Origin of the sequence: Nonomuraea sp. NPDC049309 (genome assembly GCF_043196965.1) — a bacterium.
Classification (GTDB): Bacteria; Actinomycetota; Actinomycetes; order Streptosporangiales; family Streptosporangiaceae; genus Nonomuraea; species Nonomuraea fastidiosa.
The window spans coordinates 121,669-137,838 of the sequence record NZ_JBICSH010000005.1 but is presented as its reverse complement, the minus strand read 5'-3'; the positions used below and the strand labels follow the sequence as shown (position 1 = coordinate 137,838).

The window sequence follows — 16,170 nt, the reverse complement described above, 5'->3', positions numbered from 1 at the left end:
GAAACCGCGCCGCGGACAAGATCGGCGAAGGCGGGTGCGCCGAAATCGGACCGTACTCAGTTCCGTGGAGGGATGCCCTTTTTCGTACGGTCTGGGCTATGGTCGGGCTTATGGCGGGACCGTGGGGCACCACGACACCACGAGGCTCCCTCGCGCTCTGCGGCGTGATGGGCCTGCTCCTGCTGTCCCTGCTCGCGGCCGGCCTGATGGCCGGTGCGCCCTCGGGCTGGAACGGCCCCGACCTGGTGACCCGTTCCGCCCTGGCCCCGAGCTCGACCGGCGACGAACACGCCGGCGACGACGGCTTGGCCAGCCTGCCACCGCAGGCCGCCGGCGTCCGCGAACACCCCGCGCTGACGTTGTGGCCGCCCGTGCGCGGCACGCACGACGAGGCCGCCCACCTCGCGCTGCTGCCCGGCCCGCGCCCCGACGCGGACCTGACCGGCGATCCCCAGCAGGTCGCACACCGCACGATGGGCTCGCGCAGCCCGCCTCTGATCTGACGCCACCTCCGTCTTCACGATCACCATCACTCCAGCGCAGCGCTGGAGACCCCCGCATCCGACGCGGACGCGCCGTCATCCCTTTTCGCGTACAGCGAGGAGCAGATCAGCGTCATGGCCGACGACAGATCAGTCCACACCCACCTGCAGCACTACACCGAGCACCTGAACCGGCTCGAGGAGCTGCGCGAGCTGCTCGACGAGCGGCTCGCCGCCACCGACCCCGTGCTCGACCACGCCGCCGCCCGCCGCATCAGCGACGCCCTGGACCGCATGGACCGCGGGCTCTACGGCATCTGCGAGTGCTGCGGCATCTTCATCCCCTTCGACCAGTTGCTGCAGGCTCCTGACCGTACGGCCTGCGCGAGCTGCTCGCACGTACGCCGCGAGGAGGCCGCCGCCTGATCGAACGCCGCCTGATCGAACGCCGCCTGATCGAACACGGCCTGATCGAACACCGCCTGATAGAAGCTCCCCGGGGTGGCCGTCGCCCGCACCAGCGACCACCCCGGGGACCCGCCCTCAGGTGCGCGGTAGTCCGCGCAGGCCGGTCCGGCCGCGGCAATCGTCAGAGCGTCAGAGGTGGCGCGCGAGGAAGCCGAGCAGCGTACGGGCCGGCGTCACCCGCTGATCCGACAGCGCGTGGTCCGTGGGCAGGACGATGTGGTCCAGGCGCTCGACGGGATGCTTCTCGTACGCCGCGTTCGAGAAAGGACCGCATGCGCGACGTGCTCGATCTGTGGCGACAGCCCCTCGGCCGGGTGCCCGGCGAGGTCTGGGAGCGTACGGGGCTGGAGGTGCTGATCCTCGCCGAGACCGGGCTCACGGAGCTCCCGCCCGAGATCGGACGGCTGCGCCGGCTGGTCACCCTGGACCTGGGACACAACGAGCTGACCTATCTGCCCGACGAGCTGGGCGGGCTGGCCGGCCTGAGCGGCTGCCTCTACCTGCACGGCAACCGCCTGCGCGAGCTGCCGGACGCGCTGGGACGGCTGGCCAGGGTGCGCTACCTCAACGTGGGGGAGAACGAGCTGACCGCCCTGCCGGAGTCCATCGGCGACATGGCCGCGCTCACCGAGTTGCGGGCCCAGCACAACCGGCTGGCCGCGCTGCCCGCCGGCATCGGGCGGCTCTCCCGGCTGCGCGAGCTGTGGCTGCGCGGCAACCGCATCGAGCACCTGCCGCCCGCGGTGGCCGGCCTGCGCGAGCTGCGCCACCTGGAACTGCGCGACAACCGGCTCGCGGAGGTGCCGGAGCCGATCGCCGGGCTGCCGCTGCTGCGCCAGGTGGACCTGCGGAGCAACCGCATCACCCGGCTGCCCGGCTGGATCGCCCGCATGCCCGCCCTGGAGAAGCTGGACCTGCGCTGGAACCCCTGCGACCCCGACCCCTCCCTGCTGGCCGAGCTGGAGGATCGCGGCTGCGTCGTTCTCACCTGACGCGCGCGCCAGACCTCCCCGCAGGCGCGCGCCGATGCTGCCCGGCGTGCGCGCTGGAGGCGCCCTGCCACTGATGGGTTCCGCCCACCTTGGCCCCCGGGCAGGAGGCCACCCCGCCAAGGATGGATTCCGCCCCCTCGGTCCCGGGCGGAGGCTCCCCGCCACTGATGGATCCGCCACCTCGGTCCCGGCCGGAGTCCGCCTCGCCACTGATGGTTCTGCCGCCCCGGTCCCCGGGCGGAGGCCGCCGAGGCCGCTGATGCCCCGTACTCGCCCCGCCCGATACCGTCGAGCAGTATTTCATGTATAGCCTGTAGGAAATATTGACTTTGGGAGAGCGTGATCGTACCTTCGAGTGCATGAGCCAGGGCCTTCTCCTGACCCGGCGCCCGCACGTGGACCACGGCCACGTCTCCAGCGCGCAGTGTCGCTGATCACGGATCCTCCTCGCCCCGTGCCCGCCTCGGGGGCGGGCACGGGGGAGGACACCCCTCTTTTCCCCGGGCACCCGGGCATCGGCGCGCCCGCCGCCTGACCACCGCCGAGCGCCGCTTTCCACCTGGAGGACCACGTGACGAGAAAACTGCACCTCAACGCCTTCCTCATGGGCGTCGGCCACCACGAGGCGGCCTGGCGCCACCCCCGCAGCGAACCGGGCAGGATCACCGACGTCCGCCACTACCAGGAGCTGGCGAAGATCGCCGAGCGTGGCACGCTGGACTCGGTGTTCCTCGCCGACGGGCTCGCGCTGCGCGGCAAGGTACGCCACAACGCCCTCGGCGGCCTCGAACCGCTCACCCTGCTGACGGCCCTGGCCACCGTCACCGAGCACATCGGGCTCATCGCCACCGTCTCGACCACGTACAACGAGCCCTTCCACGTGGCGCGCAAGTTCGCCTCCCTCGACCACATCAGCGGCGGCCGGGCCGGCTGGAACATCGTCACCTCGGCGAGCGAGGCCGAGGCCGCCAACTTCGGCATCGAGCGCCCCGCGCACGCCGCCCGCTACGCGCGGGCCGCCGAGTTCCTCGACGTCGTCACCAAGCTCTGGGACAGCTGGGAGGACGACGCGATCCGCGCCGACCGGGCGGCCGGCCTGTACGCCGACACCGGCAAGATCCACGCCATCGACCACGTCGGCGAGCACTTCTCCGTCAAGGGCCCGCTGAACACCTCGCGCACCCCGCAGGGCCGCCCGCTGCTCGTCCAGGCCGGCTCGTCGGAGGACGGCAAGGAGTTCGCCGCCCGCCACGCCGAGGCCGTCTTCACCGCGCAGCAGACCCTGCAGGACGGCCAGGAGTTCTACTCCGACCTCAAGCGCCGTCTGGCCGACTACGGGCGGCACCACGACGACCTGCTCGTCCTGCCCGGTATCTCACCGATCATCGGCTCGACCGAGGAGGAGGCACGCGCCCTGGAGCGGGAGCTCGACGAGCTCATCATCCCCGCGTACGGGCTGGCGCAGCTGTCCTACCTGACCGGTATCGAGCTGACCGAGGAGCACCTGGACGGCCCGCTGCCCGACGTGCCCATCGAGACCGAGGGCGCGCAGAGCCGCCGCAAGCTCGTCGTCGAGCTGGCAAGGCGCGAACGCCTCACCGTCAGGCAGCTGCTGTCGCGCCTCGCGGGCGGGCGCGGGCACCGCGTGGTCACCGGCACGCCCGAGCAGATCGCCGACCAGCTCCAGGAGTGGTTCTTCAACGGCGCCGCGGACGGCTTCAACATCATGCCGCCGCTGCTGCCCAGCGGCTTGGAGGTGTTCGTGGACCACGTCGTGCCGGAGCTGCGGGCGCGCGGGCTCTTCCGTCACGAATACGACACCCACACCCTGCGCGCCCACTACGGCCTGCCCCGGCCGCCCTCCCGCTACGCCGCCCGCCGCGAACCCGTCGCGGTCTGACCAGAGCAGGGGAGAGGGGGCGCCCGGCCGGCTCCGGGCGCCCGCCGCGCAGGGGGAAGCGCGCGGGGCCGGTCACGCAGGCGCGCAGCCGGGCCAGGGAACGGGGCCGGTCAGGCGGGCGCGGGCGGCCGTAGCCGGTGGCGCGGGGCCGGGTCAGGTGGCCCGGACGGTGCTCAGGCTCGGCGGCGGCGGAGGCTCGGGGAGCAGGGACTGCAGCTCGATGTTGATGGCGCGCAGCCGTTCCCGCTCGCCGGCGTCCAGGGCGCGTTCGCCGTCACGGATGAGGCGGTCCGCCGTGGCCTTGTGACGCATCCGGCCCCGCAGCCGCGCCAGGTCCTGGAACACCAGCGGCTGCAGCACTCCGGCGCGGTCCAGCACCCGCAGGGCGTGGTCGCGGAGCTGGTCGGTGCGCTGGCGCAGCAGGTCGGCGTCGCGCGACTCGATGGCCGCGGCGATCTCCCGTTCGAGCAGCGGCAGGTCGTCGCGGTCCGACGGGCTGCCGTGTGCGGCGACCAGGTCGCGCACCTCGGTCATCATGGACTCGGCCGCGCGCACCAGCTCGGGCCAGGCCAGCTCGTCCTCGACGGCGTCAAGGGCGAGCCGCAGGTCGAGCAGGGCCTTGGCGGCGTGGCCCGTCTCCTCGGGGCTGTGCCGGGCGGCCTGGACGGCACGGTCGAGCTCGTCCAGCAGACCCTCGTCGTCCACCCGCTCCAGCAGCAGGGCGGCCACCGTGTTGCCCGCCGAGCGGCAGCGTTCGCGCAGCGCCGCGTGCCGCGCCTTCTCCGCGTCGGCGGTCAGCACCAGCTCGGCGTGGTCGGACGCGGGCTCGCTGAGCAGGTTGACGGTGGTCTCGAACACCTCGTCCAGCAGCGGGACGAACGCGCTGACCTTCACCAGGCGCGAGGCGTCGATGTCGATCGTCAGCCGCACCTCGCTGCCGGCGGGGACGGTCCGCGCCACCTGGTCGGCGGTCACCTCGATGCGGCCGATGATCCGGTTGCGGTCGGCCCTGGGCCGCTCGCCCTCCAGCACGGGGATGCGGATGAGGCCGCCGCTGTCGCCCTTCTGCACGGTGACGGTGGTCCGCAGCGGGGCGGAGCGCCGCACCGGCAGGCGCGCGCCGCGCTCGACCAGCTCGCGCACCTGGTTGTCGGCGAGGCCGACGCCGATGGCGTGGGTGAGCATGGGCTCGGTCTCCACCGCGCCGACGGTGTAGGTGAGCTGGTCCGGTGTGAGGTCGCGGCGCGTCCCCCTGGCGTCGCTCAGCAGGACCGTGAACGTGTTCAGCCGGCCCGGCTCGGCCCGCAGGACGCTGCTGAACTCGCCGCGGCCGGAGAGCGCGATCCGCCCGCTGCGCCACGGCGGGTCCGACCGGTCGTTGACGATCTCGACGGACATTCCGGCGGCGGGCGCGCCGTCGGGCCCGGTCACCCTGCCGATCACCACAGGGTCCACATCCGGGCTGATCCGCGGATACTCGCAGCGCAGCGTGTAGACGCCGGGCTCCGGCGCGGCCGCCGTCCAGTCGTCGGGGAGCGGCTGGCCGCCGGCGAAGATCGCGGCCCCGCGCGCCACGACGGTCATCGGGTCCTGGCCGAAGTCCAGCGGGATGCCCAGCCCCTGGCGCGGGTCGGCGAGGCGTTCACGCAGGTAGGGCATGGCGGTCTGGCCGCCCACCATGATCACCTTTTCGATGTCGTCCCGCTCGGCGCCCAGCTCGCCGAGTGCCGTCCGGCACAGGTTCACCGACCTTGTGACGAGGGGTTCGGCTAGTCGCTCCACGTCCGCGCGGCTCAGCTCATAGTCGAACTCGAACCTGCGGCCCGTGTCGTCGGCGAGCTCGACGAACACGTCGGCCGTCGCCGACCTGGACAGCCGGATCTTCGCCAGCTCCGCCGCCTGCTTCAGCGTGGCGACGGCGGCGCGCCAGCGCGGATTGCCCCGCGCCAGGCCTGCGAGCTGCCGGATCTGCCGCTCGGCCGCCGGTATCAGCAGGTCCTCGACGATGCGCCAGTCGAGGAGCTTGCCGCCCAGGTAGTTGTCGCCGCAGTGCCCGATGACCGAGAACTCCCCGTCGCGCAGCCGGATAACGGCGGCGTCGAACGTGCCGCCGCCGAAGTCGTACACCAGCCACGTCGCGTTCTCCTCGGTGGCCTGGAAGCCGTAGGCGTGCGCGGCGGCGGCCGGCTCCTGGATCAGCCGGGTGTGCTCGAACCCCGCCAGGGCGGCCGCGCGGCGCGTGGCCTCGCACGCGCTCAGGTCGAACGCGGCGGGCACCGTGATGACGGCCGCGCGGACCTCCTCCTCCAGCCGGGCGGTGACGTCGGCGCGCAGCGACGACAGCACCTCAGCCGACATCTGCTCGGGCGACATCGTGCGGCCCGACGCGGGGAAGTGCTTGTCCTGGCCCGCGTGGCCCATACGGAGCTTGAACTCGACGCAGGTGTTCTCCGGGTCCCGCTCGCTGCGCTCCTTGGCCGCCCGGCCCACGAAGAGCCGGTCGCGGCGGTCGATCCAGATCGCCGACGGCGTCGTGTCGTCGCCGTCGTTGTTCTTGATCACCTCGGTCTGCACGCCGCGCAGCAGGGCGACCGCGCTGTTGGTCGTACCGAGGTCGATGCCGACGTCTATGGTGCTCCTGCTCACCCTTCCTCGCTCCCCTTCCCGGCGGGGCAGCCCGGCTCGTCCTCCTGAGGCACCCCGACGATGACCTCGCCCAGCGTGATGGGGACTCCGTGCAGGTGCACCGCGGGCCGTACGGTCTCCACCACCTCGTCGCGCTCCAGGCCGGCCATCGGCTGGTACGCCAGCACCCGCAATCGCAGCCCCGGGTCGAACACGGTGCCCTCGTACGAGCGCGTCGTGACCCCGCACTCGGACAGGGCGTCCACGACGGCCTGCAGGTGCCGGTGCACGGCAGCGGGCAGGCCCGGGGTGGACTCGATCTTGTTGCGCAGCCGCCAGACGGCCGTGGCGAGCTCGGCCAGCGAGACTGCCTCCATCGTGACGGGAGCGCTGCGGGAGCCTGTCCCGGGAACCTCGCCCCCGGTCCAGAGCGGCCTGGACGGCATCGTGTCACCATCGCTTTCACTCTTATGGCCAGATGGCCGCTAGGAAGGCACCAATGCCGAAGATCACGGCGAGCACATACATCTCGTTTTTCCAATACACCGCAGCCAAGATCCCCAGCGCTATCGTGCCGACCCACCAACCGACGAGCGAGCCCCACCCCTGGCGCGGTTCGTCCGGCTGCCGGGGTGCGGGGCGCTGCGGGGGCGTTGCGGACCACGGCGGGGGCGTGAGGGCGGGGATCTGCTGTGCGGGTCGCGCGCGGTCGCCCAGGAGTTCCAGCGCACGGGAGAGCGTGGTGATGTTCTCCATGATCACGGCCTGGCCTTCACTGCTGGCCACGACCGCCAGTGCCTTGCGGTAACCCTGGAGGGTCTGCTCCATGTTCTGGGTCGCGTCGAAGTAGTCGTTGAGCAGGCGGCATGCGGTGAGGGCGACGCTGTCGTGAAGCTGCTCCGTCTCGGCGCCGTCAGGCCGTAACACGCGCACCTCGCGCAGGCGGTCCTCGGTGGTTTTGAGCAGCCGGACCGCCTCCGCATGGCCGCTCTCAGGCGCCGCGTTCACCCGTTTCAGCGCCTTGTCGCAGGCGAGCAGGAGATCGTTGCCCAGCAGGGTGACGAGGTTGTCCGCGATCATGGCGCGCACGTGCCTGCCGGCCGCGAGCCGGCGCGCCGCCCGCAGATGCGCCGCGGCCTTGGCGAGCATGCCGGAGGCGTCCTGCCCATCGAGCACCAGGCCGTTGGCGCAGGCCACCGCGCAGCCGCTGACCGCGGTCGCCAGCGCGTCGGCCGCGCCGCACCACACGGGATGCGCCTTGCCGAGCACGGCACGCAGCACCCTCAGGTCGGGCTCCGAGCCGGTCAGCAGTGACGCGGCGGCCCGCTCCAGTACCGCCGGCTCGTCGCGGGGATCGGCGGCCGTCTCGGCGCGGTGCCTGAGGGCGGCGACCGTCGGCGCGGTGGCCCGGCGCAGTACGGCGTCGAGCAGCTCCTCGTCCGCCGCGAAGTCGCGCATCAGCGACACGTGGCCGCTCGCCGCCTTCTCGCCTCCCCAGCGCCGCGCGTCCTGCACCGCGACGCCGGCGTGGGCCTCCACCAGCGCGGCCGGCAGCGCCTCGCGGAATGCGCCGCTGGACACCGCGCGTAACCGGGGATCGTCGAGCGCGCGGATGCGCTCGTCCAGCCACCGCCAGCAGCCCTCGTCGTCCAGCACCATGCGCCACTGCCGGTAGGCCTGCCGCCATAACGCGTGGCGGACCGTGATGCTCTGGTGGGACTCCGCCTCCACCGCCTTCGCATGGCCGGCGACGGCGAGATTGTGCAGGGCGATGCTCCGCGCGGCCGAGTCCTCCGCGCCGGCCTCCGGGTCCTGCTCGGCCAGCCGCTTCCACGTCTGCTTGGCCCTGTCCAGCCCGATCCCGTCGGTCTCCGCCAGCGGCCAGAACCAGAAGAACTCGTCCACGACCCGCCGCACCGGGTCCTCAAGCCGCCGCAGCGCCTCGCGGACGGCGTCGTGATCGGGTGCGGGCTTGAGCGGCAGCCACCGCGCCTCGGGCGCCGCGGGAGGTCCGGCCCGCCCTGCCCCTAGTGACTCGGCCGCCCGCACCTGGGTCGCCCGCCGCCGCACCTCGCGCGAGGTCGCCGTCACCGGCAGGCCGCTGATCCTGAAAGCGTTGTCGCGGTAGAGGTCCGTGGTCGTGGCCGGGCGCAGCCACGTGGGCACCTCCACCGCGTTCACTCCATTCCCCGGCGGCCGTCCGTCCCGATGCCTCCCGACCGTAACGCCGATGGCCCGGGACCCTTCCCGAGCGCACGGCTGCGTCCCCTCCCACGGAGAGGTGCGGCCGTGCGAAGTCCATCTTGCACGATGTATCCGCTCTCCAACAGACTGTGACGAAAAATGATCGCATTCCCGGTACCGGAGAGGTGATGAGCGCCTTCCGTACCGGCCGGCCAGGATTGACGTTGACTTCATGCCGCGGGGACGGAAAAGATCACGGTATGGCGCGCACCGAACGTCGGCCGCGCAGCAAGGTGCACCTGCTGCCGACGTCCCAGGGAGACGACATCGCCGGGTTGCCGCCCGACGTGCCCGGCACCCTGTACGTCCGCGGCGGCCGCGGCGGGATCAGGGTCGCGCCCGATGCGGGGTTCGAGGTGGTGTTCGGCCGTTCTGAGCCGGACGTGCACGTCTGCGTGGGCCCCGACGACCCGTACGTCAGCCGCCGCCACGGCTCCATCGTCCGCGAGGGCGGGCAGTGGGTGCTGTGCAACCTCGGCAACCTGCCGATCCGCCTGCCGGGCGGCCGCCTGGTGCTCACCGGGCACAGGACACCGCTGACGGCCGCGTACACGCCGCTGTTCATCGTCGCCCCCGAGCAGGAGCACCTGCTCGAAGTGCGGATCGTCAGAGCCGCCCCGGCAAGGGGCGCGGGCGCGGAGACGCACGCCCGCCTGGAGGCCGAGACCCGCGAGCCGAACGGCTGGGCGCTCAGCGAGGTCGAGCGGCTGGTCCTGGTCTGCCTCGGCCAGCGTTACCTGCGGCCCGAGCCGTGGCCGCAGCCGCTCACCTGGTCGCAGGTCGCCGACGAGCTGAGCCGGCTGCGCCCCGGCGAGCAGTGGACCGCCAAGCGCGCGGCCCACATCGTCACCCAGACGCGCAAGCGGCTGAGCAAGAAGGTGCCGGGCCTGCTGGAGGAGGAGATCCCGCCGCCGCTGGGCAACGCGCTCAACCACAACCTCATTACCGCCCTGCTGGTCAGCGCCACCATCGGCCCCGCCGACCTCCGCCTCCTCGACGAGCCTGACGACCCGGCCACCTGACCGCCCTCACCTGCGGTCCGGCCGCGGACACGGCTTCCGTGCCGTTGCGCAGGCGGCCGGGACCTGACCGCGCCGCGCAAGGCCCCGTACGCGGATCGCCGGCCGGAACGGTCAGGCGGCGGGGAGGCGTTCGAAGCGGGGGAGGCGGGTCAGGCCGCAGGCGACGGTGATGCGGGCGGGCCCCTCGGCTACCGTGCCGTCGTCGGCGCGCCAGCGGCCCTCCGGCAGCGCGACCTCCCGCTCGACGGCGCCCTGCGCGAGCACCGGCGCCACGACGAGATCCGGGCCGAGGAAGAACTGGTCGGTCACGTCGTCGAGCCCCGGCGCGTGGTACGCCATCGGCCGCACGATCGGCTCGCCGGTGGCGGCGGCGTGGTCCACCAGGCCGAGGATGCGGGGGAGCAGCGCCTCCCGGACGGCCAGCGCCTCGCGGACGGCGGCCAGGTGCTTCTCGCCGAGCACGCGGGTGGGCAGCACCGAGAACTGCATGATGGGGGCGAGCGCGGCGACCTGGGCGTACCGGACGAAGAACTCCTGGTCGGTGGCCTCCTGCGCGGACACCGACCCGATCTCGCCGCCGCCGATCATGTCGGGGCAGACGAACGCGTGCCCGATCAGCCCTTGGGCGAGCATCTCCGGGATCAGTGACCCGATCCCGTCGGGACCCCACAGCGCCGGCTTGTCCTGCAGCCGCTGGACGAGCGGCCGGCCGCCCATCCGCCAGCAGGCGCGGAACTCGTTGTACGGATACCGCAGCCCCACCCGCGCCCACGCCTCGCACAGATCGACCGGCTCGGCCGGGCGGGCGGTGCGGTCGTCGGCCCGGTAGTCGCGGACGTCGCCGGCGTCGAACTTGAACCCGTCCACCCCGATCTCCTCGACGAGCGCGTCGAGCCGGGAGGTGATCCACTCGACGGCGCCGGGGTGGGTGAGGTCGAGGGTGGCGCTGAAGCCGTTCCACCACCGCCGGATCGCGGTCTCGCCGGAGGCGTCCCGCAGCAGCAGCCCGCGCCCTTCCAGCTCGCGGAACGCGGCCGAGTCCGGGCTGACGAACGGCACCACCCAGAGCATCACCGAGCAGCCCCACTCGTGCAGCCGCGCGACCATCGCGGCCGGGTCGGGGAAGCGGGCGCGGTCGAAGCGCCAGGTGCCGTAGTCCTCCGCCCACAGGTCGTCGATCAGCACCGCGCCCGGCGGCAGACCGGCCTCCAGCAGGTCGCGGGCGAAGCGCAGCACGCCCTCCTGGGTCGGCGTGTACGGGTGCTCGATCCACGTGCTGTACTGCGGCCCGGAGAACAGCCGCCGGGCGGGCGCCCGCCCGGACGGCGGGAAGAAGCGCCGGGACGCCGACAGGAACGCCTCGCGCAACGTGCCGCCCGCCCTGCTCACCTCGATGCCGCGCCCCGACAGCCGCAGCACGCCGTCGCCGAACGCGAACGCGAACGGCCGCTCCGACCACACCACCCGCCCGCGGGTGGACAGCAGCACGGGAGCGCTCTGGTTCGACGGCCCCGCCGGCTCGCGCGGCCCGGCGAGATCGCGGGCGAAGGGCCGCCTGCCGTACGGCATCGACAGCCCGTCGTCCACCGAGCCGCCCCACCACCGCTCGCCCGCCTCGACCGGCAGCTCCAGCTCGTCACCGGCGAGCAGCGGTTCGACGGCGGGGCGGGGAGAAAGCGTCATCGGTGATCCCTCGCGGGTAGGCGCGCGAATTTCGGATCGACGCTAAAGGAGCGGCCCGGCCGCCGCAATCCCGTTCTACCAGTTGAACATCGTGCCGTCCTCCAGGCGGCTGACCGGCAGGTACGCCCGCTTGTACGGATACCGCTCGGCCAGGTCGTCCCGGTAGTCCACGCCCAGGCCGGGCGCGTCGCCGGGGTGCAGGTAGCCGTCGGAGAACGTGTAGGCGTGCGGGAACACCTCGTCGGTCTCCGGCGTGTGCCGCATGTACTCCTGGATGCCGAAGTTCGGGATCGACAGGTCGAAGTGCAGCGCCGCGGCCATGGTGACGGGCGACAGGTCCGTGGCGCCGTGGCAGCCGGTCCGTACCTGGTGCACCGCCGCGTACGCCGCCGCCGTGCGCAGATGGGTGATGCCGCCGCCGTGCACGACGGTCATGCGCAGGTAGTCGATGAGGTTCTCGCGCAGCAGCAGGGTCGCGTCGTGGACGGTGGTGAAGATCTCGCCGACGGCCAGTGGCGTGGTGGTGTGCTGCCGCACGATCCTGAACGCCTCCTGCTGCTCGGCCGGCACCGCGTCCTCCAGCCAGAACAGCGAGTACGGCTCCAGCTCACGCCCGAGCCGGCCCGCCTCGATCGGGGTGAGCCGGTGGTGCGCGTCGTGCAGCAGGTGCACGTCCCTGCCGTACTCCTCGCGCACCCTGGCGAACAGCTCGGGCACGGTGGCCAGGTACTTCTCCGTGCTCCAGACGTCCTCGGCGGGCAGGCCCTCACCGGCGGGCTCGTAGAACAGGTCGCCCCTGCCCACGCCGTACGTGGCCGCCAGCCCCGGCACGCCGGCCTGCACGCGCACGGCCTTGTACCCCATGTCGAGGTAGCGGCCGACCGCCTCCACCGCCTCGCCGACGCTCTGGCCGTTGGCGTGGCCGTACACCATGACGCCGGTGCGGCAGGCGCCGCCGAGCAGCTCGTACACGGGGACGTTGAGCGCCTTGCCCTTGATGTCCCACAGCGCCATGTCCACCGCGCCGATCGCGGTCATCGTGACGGGGCCGCGCCGCCAGTACGCGCCGCGGTACAGGTACTGCCAGATGTCCTCGATCTGGAACGGGTTGCGGCCGATCAGGCAAGGGGCGACGTGGTCGCGCAGGTAGGAGGCGACGGCGAGCTCGCGGCCGTTGAGCGTGGCGTCGCCGAGCCCGTACACGCCTTCGTCGGTGCGGATGCGGATCGTCACGAAGTTGCGTCCCGGGCTGGTGACGAGCACTTCGACGTCGGTGATCTTCAACAGGTCTCCTTAGGTACGCGCGCGCATCCCGGACAGGGGGCTGTTCCACGACGCTAACCGGGACGGTCACGCAGGCGCGCGCGGTGGGGCCGCGCCGGATGCCGTCCACCGGCTGCTCGGGGAGCTGCGCGCCGCGCACCCCGGCGTGACCGCCCCGCCCTCGCCGCTTCTCCCCGAGCGGTCGGCTGTGGTGTACGTCGGGGCTGGCGGCGCCGTCGGCATCACGGCGTGACCGCGCGTATAGCGGATTTGTGGTGCTGATGTGGCGGATGTTCCTAGGCTGGCGCACGCCATCGAGGACCTCGCGGAAAGGGGACCCTGGCGAACCCACCGTGACGGCGTGCCGGGCCCGCGCCGCCGCGCCCCGCCGGACATCGGGACGCGGACGCGTGAGCCTGCGCACCCTGCGCTCTCCTCGAAAGGCGCGGCTGGCCGGCCCACCCCTCCACGGCCGGCCGCGCCGGCTCCTTCCCGGCACCTCCCCCTTGACCGGCCAGGCGCCCGCCGGACTCCGCCCTGGCCGGACACCTTCCCGCCGGGAAAGCGCGCGGGCGCCCCGCAGCGGCGCCCGCGCCCCATTTCGCACCAGCCGTTCCACACCAGGCCCGCGCGGGTTCTCTCACGCTCGCGCGGCTTGCGCGCTCGCGTTCGCGTTCGCGCGGCTTTCGTACGCCCGTGCCCGTGCCCGCGCTTCGTGCGCACACACCCCCTGTCCGCGCCCGCCTTCTCCAACGAGAGCCGGTGGTGAGGCGACAGCGCTCGGGATGCCGCGCCGCGGTCCTGACCGTCAGGCGATCTTGCGGTGGTAGGTGACCATGGCCAGGGCGTACGTCGCGACGAGCAGGCCCGCGCACCAGCCGAGGGCGGTCCACACCTCGGCACCCGCCGGGTGCCCGGCCAGCAGGTCGCGGATGGCGTTGACGATCGCCGTCACCGGCTGGTTCTCGGCGAAGGCGCGTACCGGGCCCGGCATCGTCGCGGTGGGCACGAAGGCCGAGCTGACGAACGGCAGGAAGATGAGCGGATAGGAGAACGCGCTCGCGCCGTCGGCGCTCCTGGCCGTGAGCCCGGGGATGACCGCGAGCCAGGTGAGCGCGAGCGTGAACAGCACGAGCAGCCCCGCCACGGCGAGCCAGGCGGGCACGCCCGCCGATGAGCGGAAGCCCATCAGCACGGCGACCAGCACGACCACCGCCAGCGAGATCAGGTTCGCGACGAGCGAGGTCAGCACGTGGGCCCACAGCACCGACGACCGGGCGACCGGCATCGACTGGAACCGCTCGAAGATCCCGCTCTGCATGTCGAGGAACAGCCGGAACGCCGTGTAGGCGATGCCGGAGGCGACCGTGATGAGCAGGATGCCGGGCAGCAGGTAGTCCACGTACGCGACGGGCCCGGTGTCGATCGCGCCGCCGAAGACGTACACGAACAGCAGCATCATGGCGATCGGCATGAGCGTCGTGGTGATGATCGTGTCGGGGCTGCGCGCGATGTGCCGCAGCGAGCGGCCCAGCATCACGGTGGTGTCACCGAGGAAGTGCCGGGTCATGGGGCCTCCTTGGAGCCGGTGCCGACGAGGGCGAGGAAGATGTCTTCGAGGGCCGGCTGCTTCTCGACGTACTCGACCTCCGTGGGCGGCAGGAGCCGCCGGAGCTCGTCGAGCGTGCCGTTCACGATGATCCGGCCCTGGTGGAGGATGGCGATGCGGTCGGCGAGCTGCTCGGCCTCGTCCAGGTACTGCGTGGTGAGCAGGATCGTGGTGCCGCGGCCGGCGAGCTCCCTGACCGCCCGCCACACCTCGATGCGCGCCTGGGGGTCGAGCCCGGTGGTGGGCTCGTCGAGGAAGATGACCGGCGGGTCGCCGATCAGGCTCATCGCGATGTCGAGGCGGCGGCGCATGCCACCGGAGTAGGCCGCCACCCTGCGCCCGCCGGCGTCGGTGAGCGAGAACCTGGCGAGCAGGTCGTCGGCCACCTCGCCGGGCCGCTTCAGGTGGCGCAGCCTGGCGACCATCACGAGGTTCTCCCGGCCGGTGAGCATCTCGTCCACGGCCGCGAACTGGCCGGTGAGGCTGATGGACGCCCGCACATCGTTGGCCTGGGTGACGACGTCGAAGCCGTTGACGGCGGCGCTGCCGGCGTCCGGCTTGAGCAGCGTGGACAGGATGCGCACGGTCGTGGTCTTGCCGGCTCCGTTCGAGCCGAGTAGCGCGAAGACGCTGCCGCGCGCCACCTCGAAGTCCACGCCGCGCAGCACGTGCAGGTTCTTGTACGACTTCTCCAGCCCGCGCACGCTGATGGCGGGCCCCTGCCGGGTGGTCATGTCGTGTCCGTTCTGTCGGGTCACGTCTGCCGGGTCACGGCCGCTCGTCGGCGACGCGGTCGATGGCGTCGGCCAGCCGCTTGCGCTCGCGGCTCAGCCACTGGCCTTCGGGGTAGTTGCGCAGGAACGTCTCGGCGAACTCGACCGGGTCGTCCCCGACGATCTCGCGGACCGGCGTCCCGCTCGCCGCGCTCTGCTCGAAGAGGTCGGCGAGGTCCTCCAGCATCGTCAGCAGGCTCTCGCCCGTGCCGGGGCCGAAGTAGATCATGTACCGCTGCAGCGCTTCGACGGCCGTGCGGTGGCTCGCGGGGAGCCGTTCGACCCGCGCTTTGTAGGCGCGGTAGCGCTTCTTGTGCTCCAACGATCCGGTGAGCACTTCCACGTAGTGCCGCAGGCCCTTCCTGGGCTCGCCTTCCGTGGTCATGACAGGTGGCCTCCTTCGCGGAGCTGGTCGAGGCGTTCGGCGAGGAAGCTCCAGGTCCTCCAGAACTCGTCGAGGGCTTCGCGGCCCTGCGCGTTGAGCGTGTACACCTTGCGGGGCGGACCCTTCTCCGACGGGACCTTCTCCACGTCGACGAATCCGCGCTGCTCGATGCGCACGAGCAGCGCGTAGACGGTGCCCTCGGCGATCTCGGAGAAGCCCTGGTCGCGCAGCCACGCGGTGATCTCGTAGCCGTACGCGGGGCGGCCGGACAGGATCGCGAGCACGATCCCCTCCAGCGTGCCCTTCAGCATCTCCGTCAGCTGCCTGCCCATGGACGCCCTTCATCAGCTACTCAGCAACGTTAGGTACTGGTACATAGTAATGCTGAATAGCCATGGCGGCGCAAGTGCCTTTGGGTCGCCCCTTCGCCGTGTGCGGGCCGGCGGGCCGGCTCTGGCCGCCGCCCGGGAAGGTCTGTGCGGGTGGGTGGGGCCCTATCGCTGGGCGGCGGGTTGCGCAGGCCAGGGGCCGTTCCATCGCGCTGAGCGGGCTGTGCGGGGACGTTGCGCCGGTGCGGCGGGCGAAAATTTTCAGTGGTGGCAGTGTGGCTGGAAAAAATTGTGAGCAGAACGAGCAGAAGTCTGGACCTCCGGCTTGCCGCAGGTGACGATGCGATCACCGTCGTGATCGTCTCCTCACCCCCGTAAGCGAGACCCCGCGAGGG

At 72.3% G+C, this 16,170-nt stretch carries 14 protein-coding genes; 5 read left to right on the top strand and 9 right to left on the bottom strand.

Translation table 11 applies throughout. The features are described from left to right. The first annotated feature begins 110 nt into the window (after positions 1–110). From ACGFIM_RS28985 to ACGFIM_RS28970, 4 genes are all read left to right on the top strand, one after another. Complete coding sequence (locus ACGFIM_RS28985; RefSeq protein WP_393206258.1) at positions 111–503, top strand: hypothetical protein; 393 nt, start codon at positions 111–113, stop codon at positions 501–503. Positions 504–617: 114 nt separating this feature from the next. Continuing rightward, complete coding sequence (locus ACGFIM_RS28980) at positions 618–908, top strand: hypothetical protein (RefSeq protein ID WP_393206256.1); 291 nt, start codon at positions 618–620, stop codon at positions 906–908. Positions 909–1,222: 314 nt separating this feature from the next. Beyond that, entirely contained in the window at positions 1,223–1,942 is a 720-nt protein-coding gene (locus ACGFIM_RS28975) for a leucine-rich repeat domain-containing protein (RefSeq protein ID WP_393206254.1), read from the top strand. 571 nt (positions 1,943–2,513) lie between these two features. Then, the gene (locus ACGFIM_RS28970; protein WP_393206252.1) at positions 2,514–3,842 is read left to right on the top strand and encodes an LLM class flavin-dependent oxidoreductase; all 1,329 of its coding nucleotides are present in this window, start codon (positions 2,514–2,516) and stop codon (positions 3,840–3,842) included. Between the two features lie 153 nt (positions 3,843–3,995). Here ACGFIM_RS28970 and ACGFIM_RS28965 read toward each other — a convergent pair whose 3' ends face one another. The 3 genes from ACGFIM_RS28965 to ACGFIM_RS28955 form a co-directional block, all read right to left on the bottom strand. After that, positions 3,996–6,488, bottom strand: a complete 2,493-nt coding sequence (locus ACGFIM_RS28965) for an Hsp70 family protein (RefSeq protein ID WP_393206250.1) — start codon at positions 6,486–6,488, stop codon at positions 3,996–3,998. Further along, positions 6,485–6,844 carry a hypothetical protein gene (locus ACGFIM_RS28960; protein ID WP_393206248.1) on the bottom strand — a complete coding sequence of 120 codons (360 nt, stop codon included), beginning with the start codon at positions 6,842–6,844 and terminating at the stop codon, positions 6,485–6,487. The genes ACGFIM_RS28965 and ACGFIM_RS28960 overlap by 4 nt, the downstream gene beginning before the upstream one ends. 91 nt (positions 6,845–6,935) lie before the next feature. After that, positions 6,936–8,639, bottom strand: a complete 1,704-nt coding sequence (locus ACGFIM_RS28955) for a hypothetical protein (protein WP_393206246.1) — start codon at positions 8,637–8,639, stop codon at positions 6,936–6,938. Positions 8,640–8,911: 272 nt separating this feature from the next. On the opposite strand from ACGFIM_RS28955, the gene ACGFIM_RS28950 reads away from it, so the two are divergent. After that, positions 8,912–9,733, top strand: a complete 822-nt coding sequence (locus ACGFIM_RS28950; RefSeq protein WP_393206243.1) for an FHA domain-containing protein — start codon at positions 8,912–8,914, stop codon at positions 9,731–9,733. A 111-nt stretch (positions 9,734–9,844) separates the two neighbouring features. Here the strand turns inward: ACGFIM_RS28950 and ACGFIM_RS28945 are convergent, their stop codons facing one another. From ACGFIM_RS28945 to ACGFIM_RS28920, 6 genes are all read right to left on the bottom strand, one after another. Next, a complete protein-coding gene (locus ACGFIM_RS28945) occupies positions 9,845–11,416 on the bottom strand; it encodes a glycoside hydrolase family 31 protein (RefSeq protein ID WP_393206240.1) in 1,572 nt (523 codons plus the stop codon). A 75-nt stretch (positions 11,417–11,491) separates the two neighbouring features. Beyond that, a complete protein-coding gene (manD, locus tag ACGFIM_RS28940) occupies positions 11,492–12,700 on the bottom strand; it encodes a D-mannonate dehydratase ManD (RefSeq protein ID WP_393206237.1) in 1,209 nt (402 codons plus the stop codon). Between the two features lie 787 nt (positions 12,701–13,487). Then, a complete protein-coding gene (locus ACGFIM_RS28935; RefSeq protein ID WP_393206234.1) occupies positions 13,488–14,249 on the bottom strand; it encodes an ABC transporter permease in 762 nt (253 codons plus the stop codon). Beyond that, the gene (locus tag ACGFIM_RS28930; protein ID WP_393206231.1) at positions 14,246–15,022 is read right to left on the bottom strand and encodes an ABC transporter ATP-binding protein; all 777 of its coding nucleotides are present in this window, start codon (positions 15,020–15,022) and stop codon (positions 14,246–14,248) included. The genes ACGFIM_RS28935 and ACGFIM_RS28930 overlap by 4 nt, the downstream gene beginning before the upstream one ends. Positions 15,023–15,056: 34 nt before the next feature. Continuing rightward, entirely contained in the window at positions 15,057–15,446 is a 390-nt protein-coding gene (locus ACGFIM_RS28925; RefSeq protein WP_393206228.1) for a DUF1048 domain-containing protein, read from the bottom strand. Then, positions 15,443–15,778 carry a PadR family transcriptional regulator gene (locus ACGFIM_RS28920; protein WP_393206225.1) on the bottom strand — a complete coding sequence of 112 codons (336 nt, stop codon included), beginning with the start codon at positions 15,776–15,778 and terminating at the stop codon, positions 15,443–15,445. The genes ACGFIM_RS28925 and ACGFIM_RS28920 overlap by 4 nt, the downstream gene beginning before the upstream one ends. Positions 15,779–16,170 lie beyond the last annotated feature (392 nt).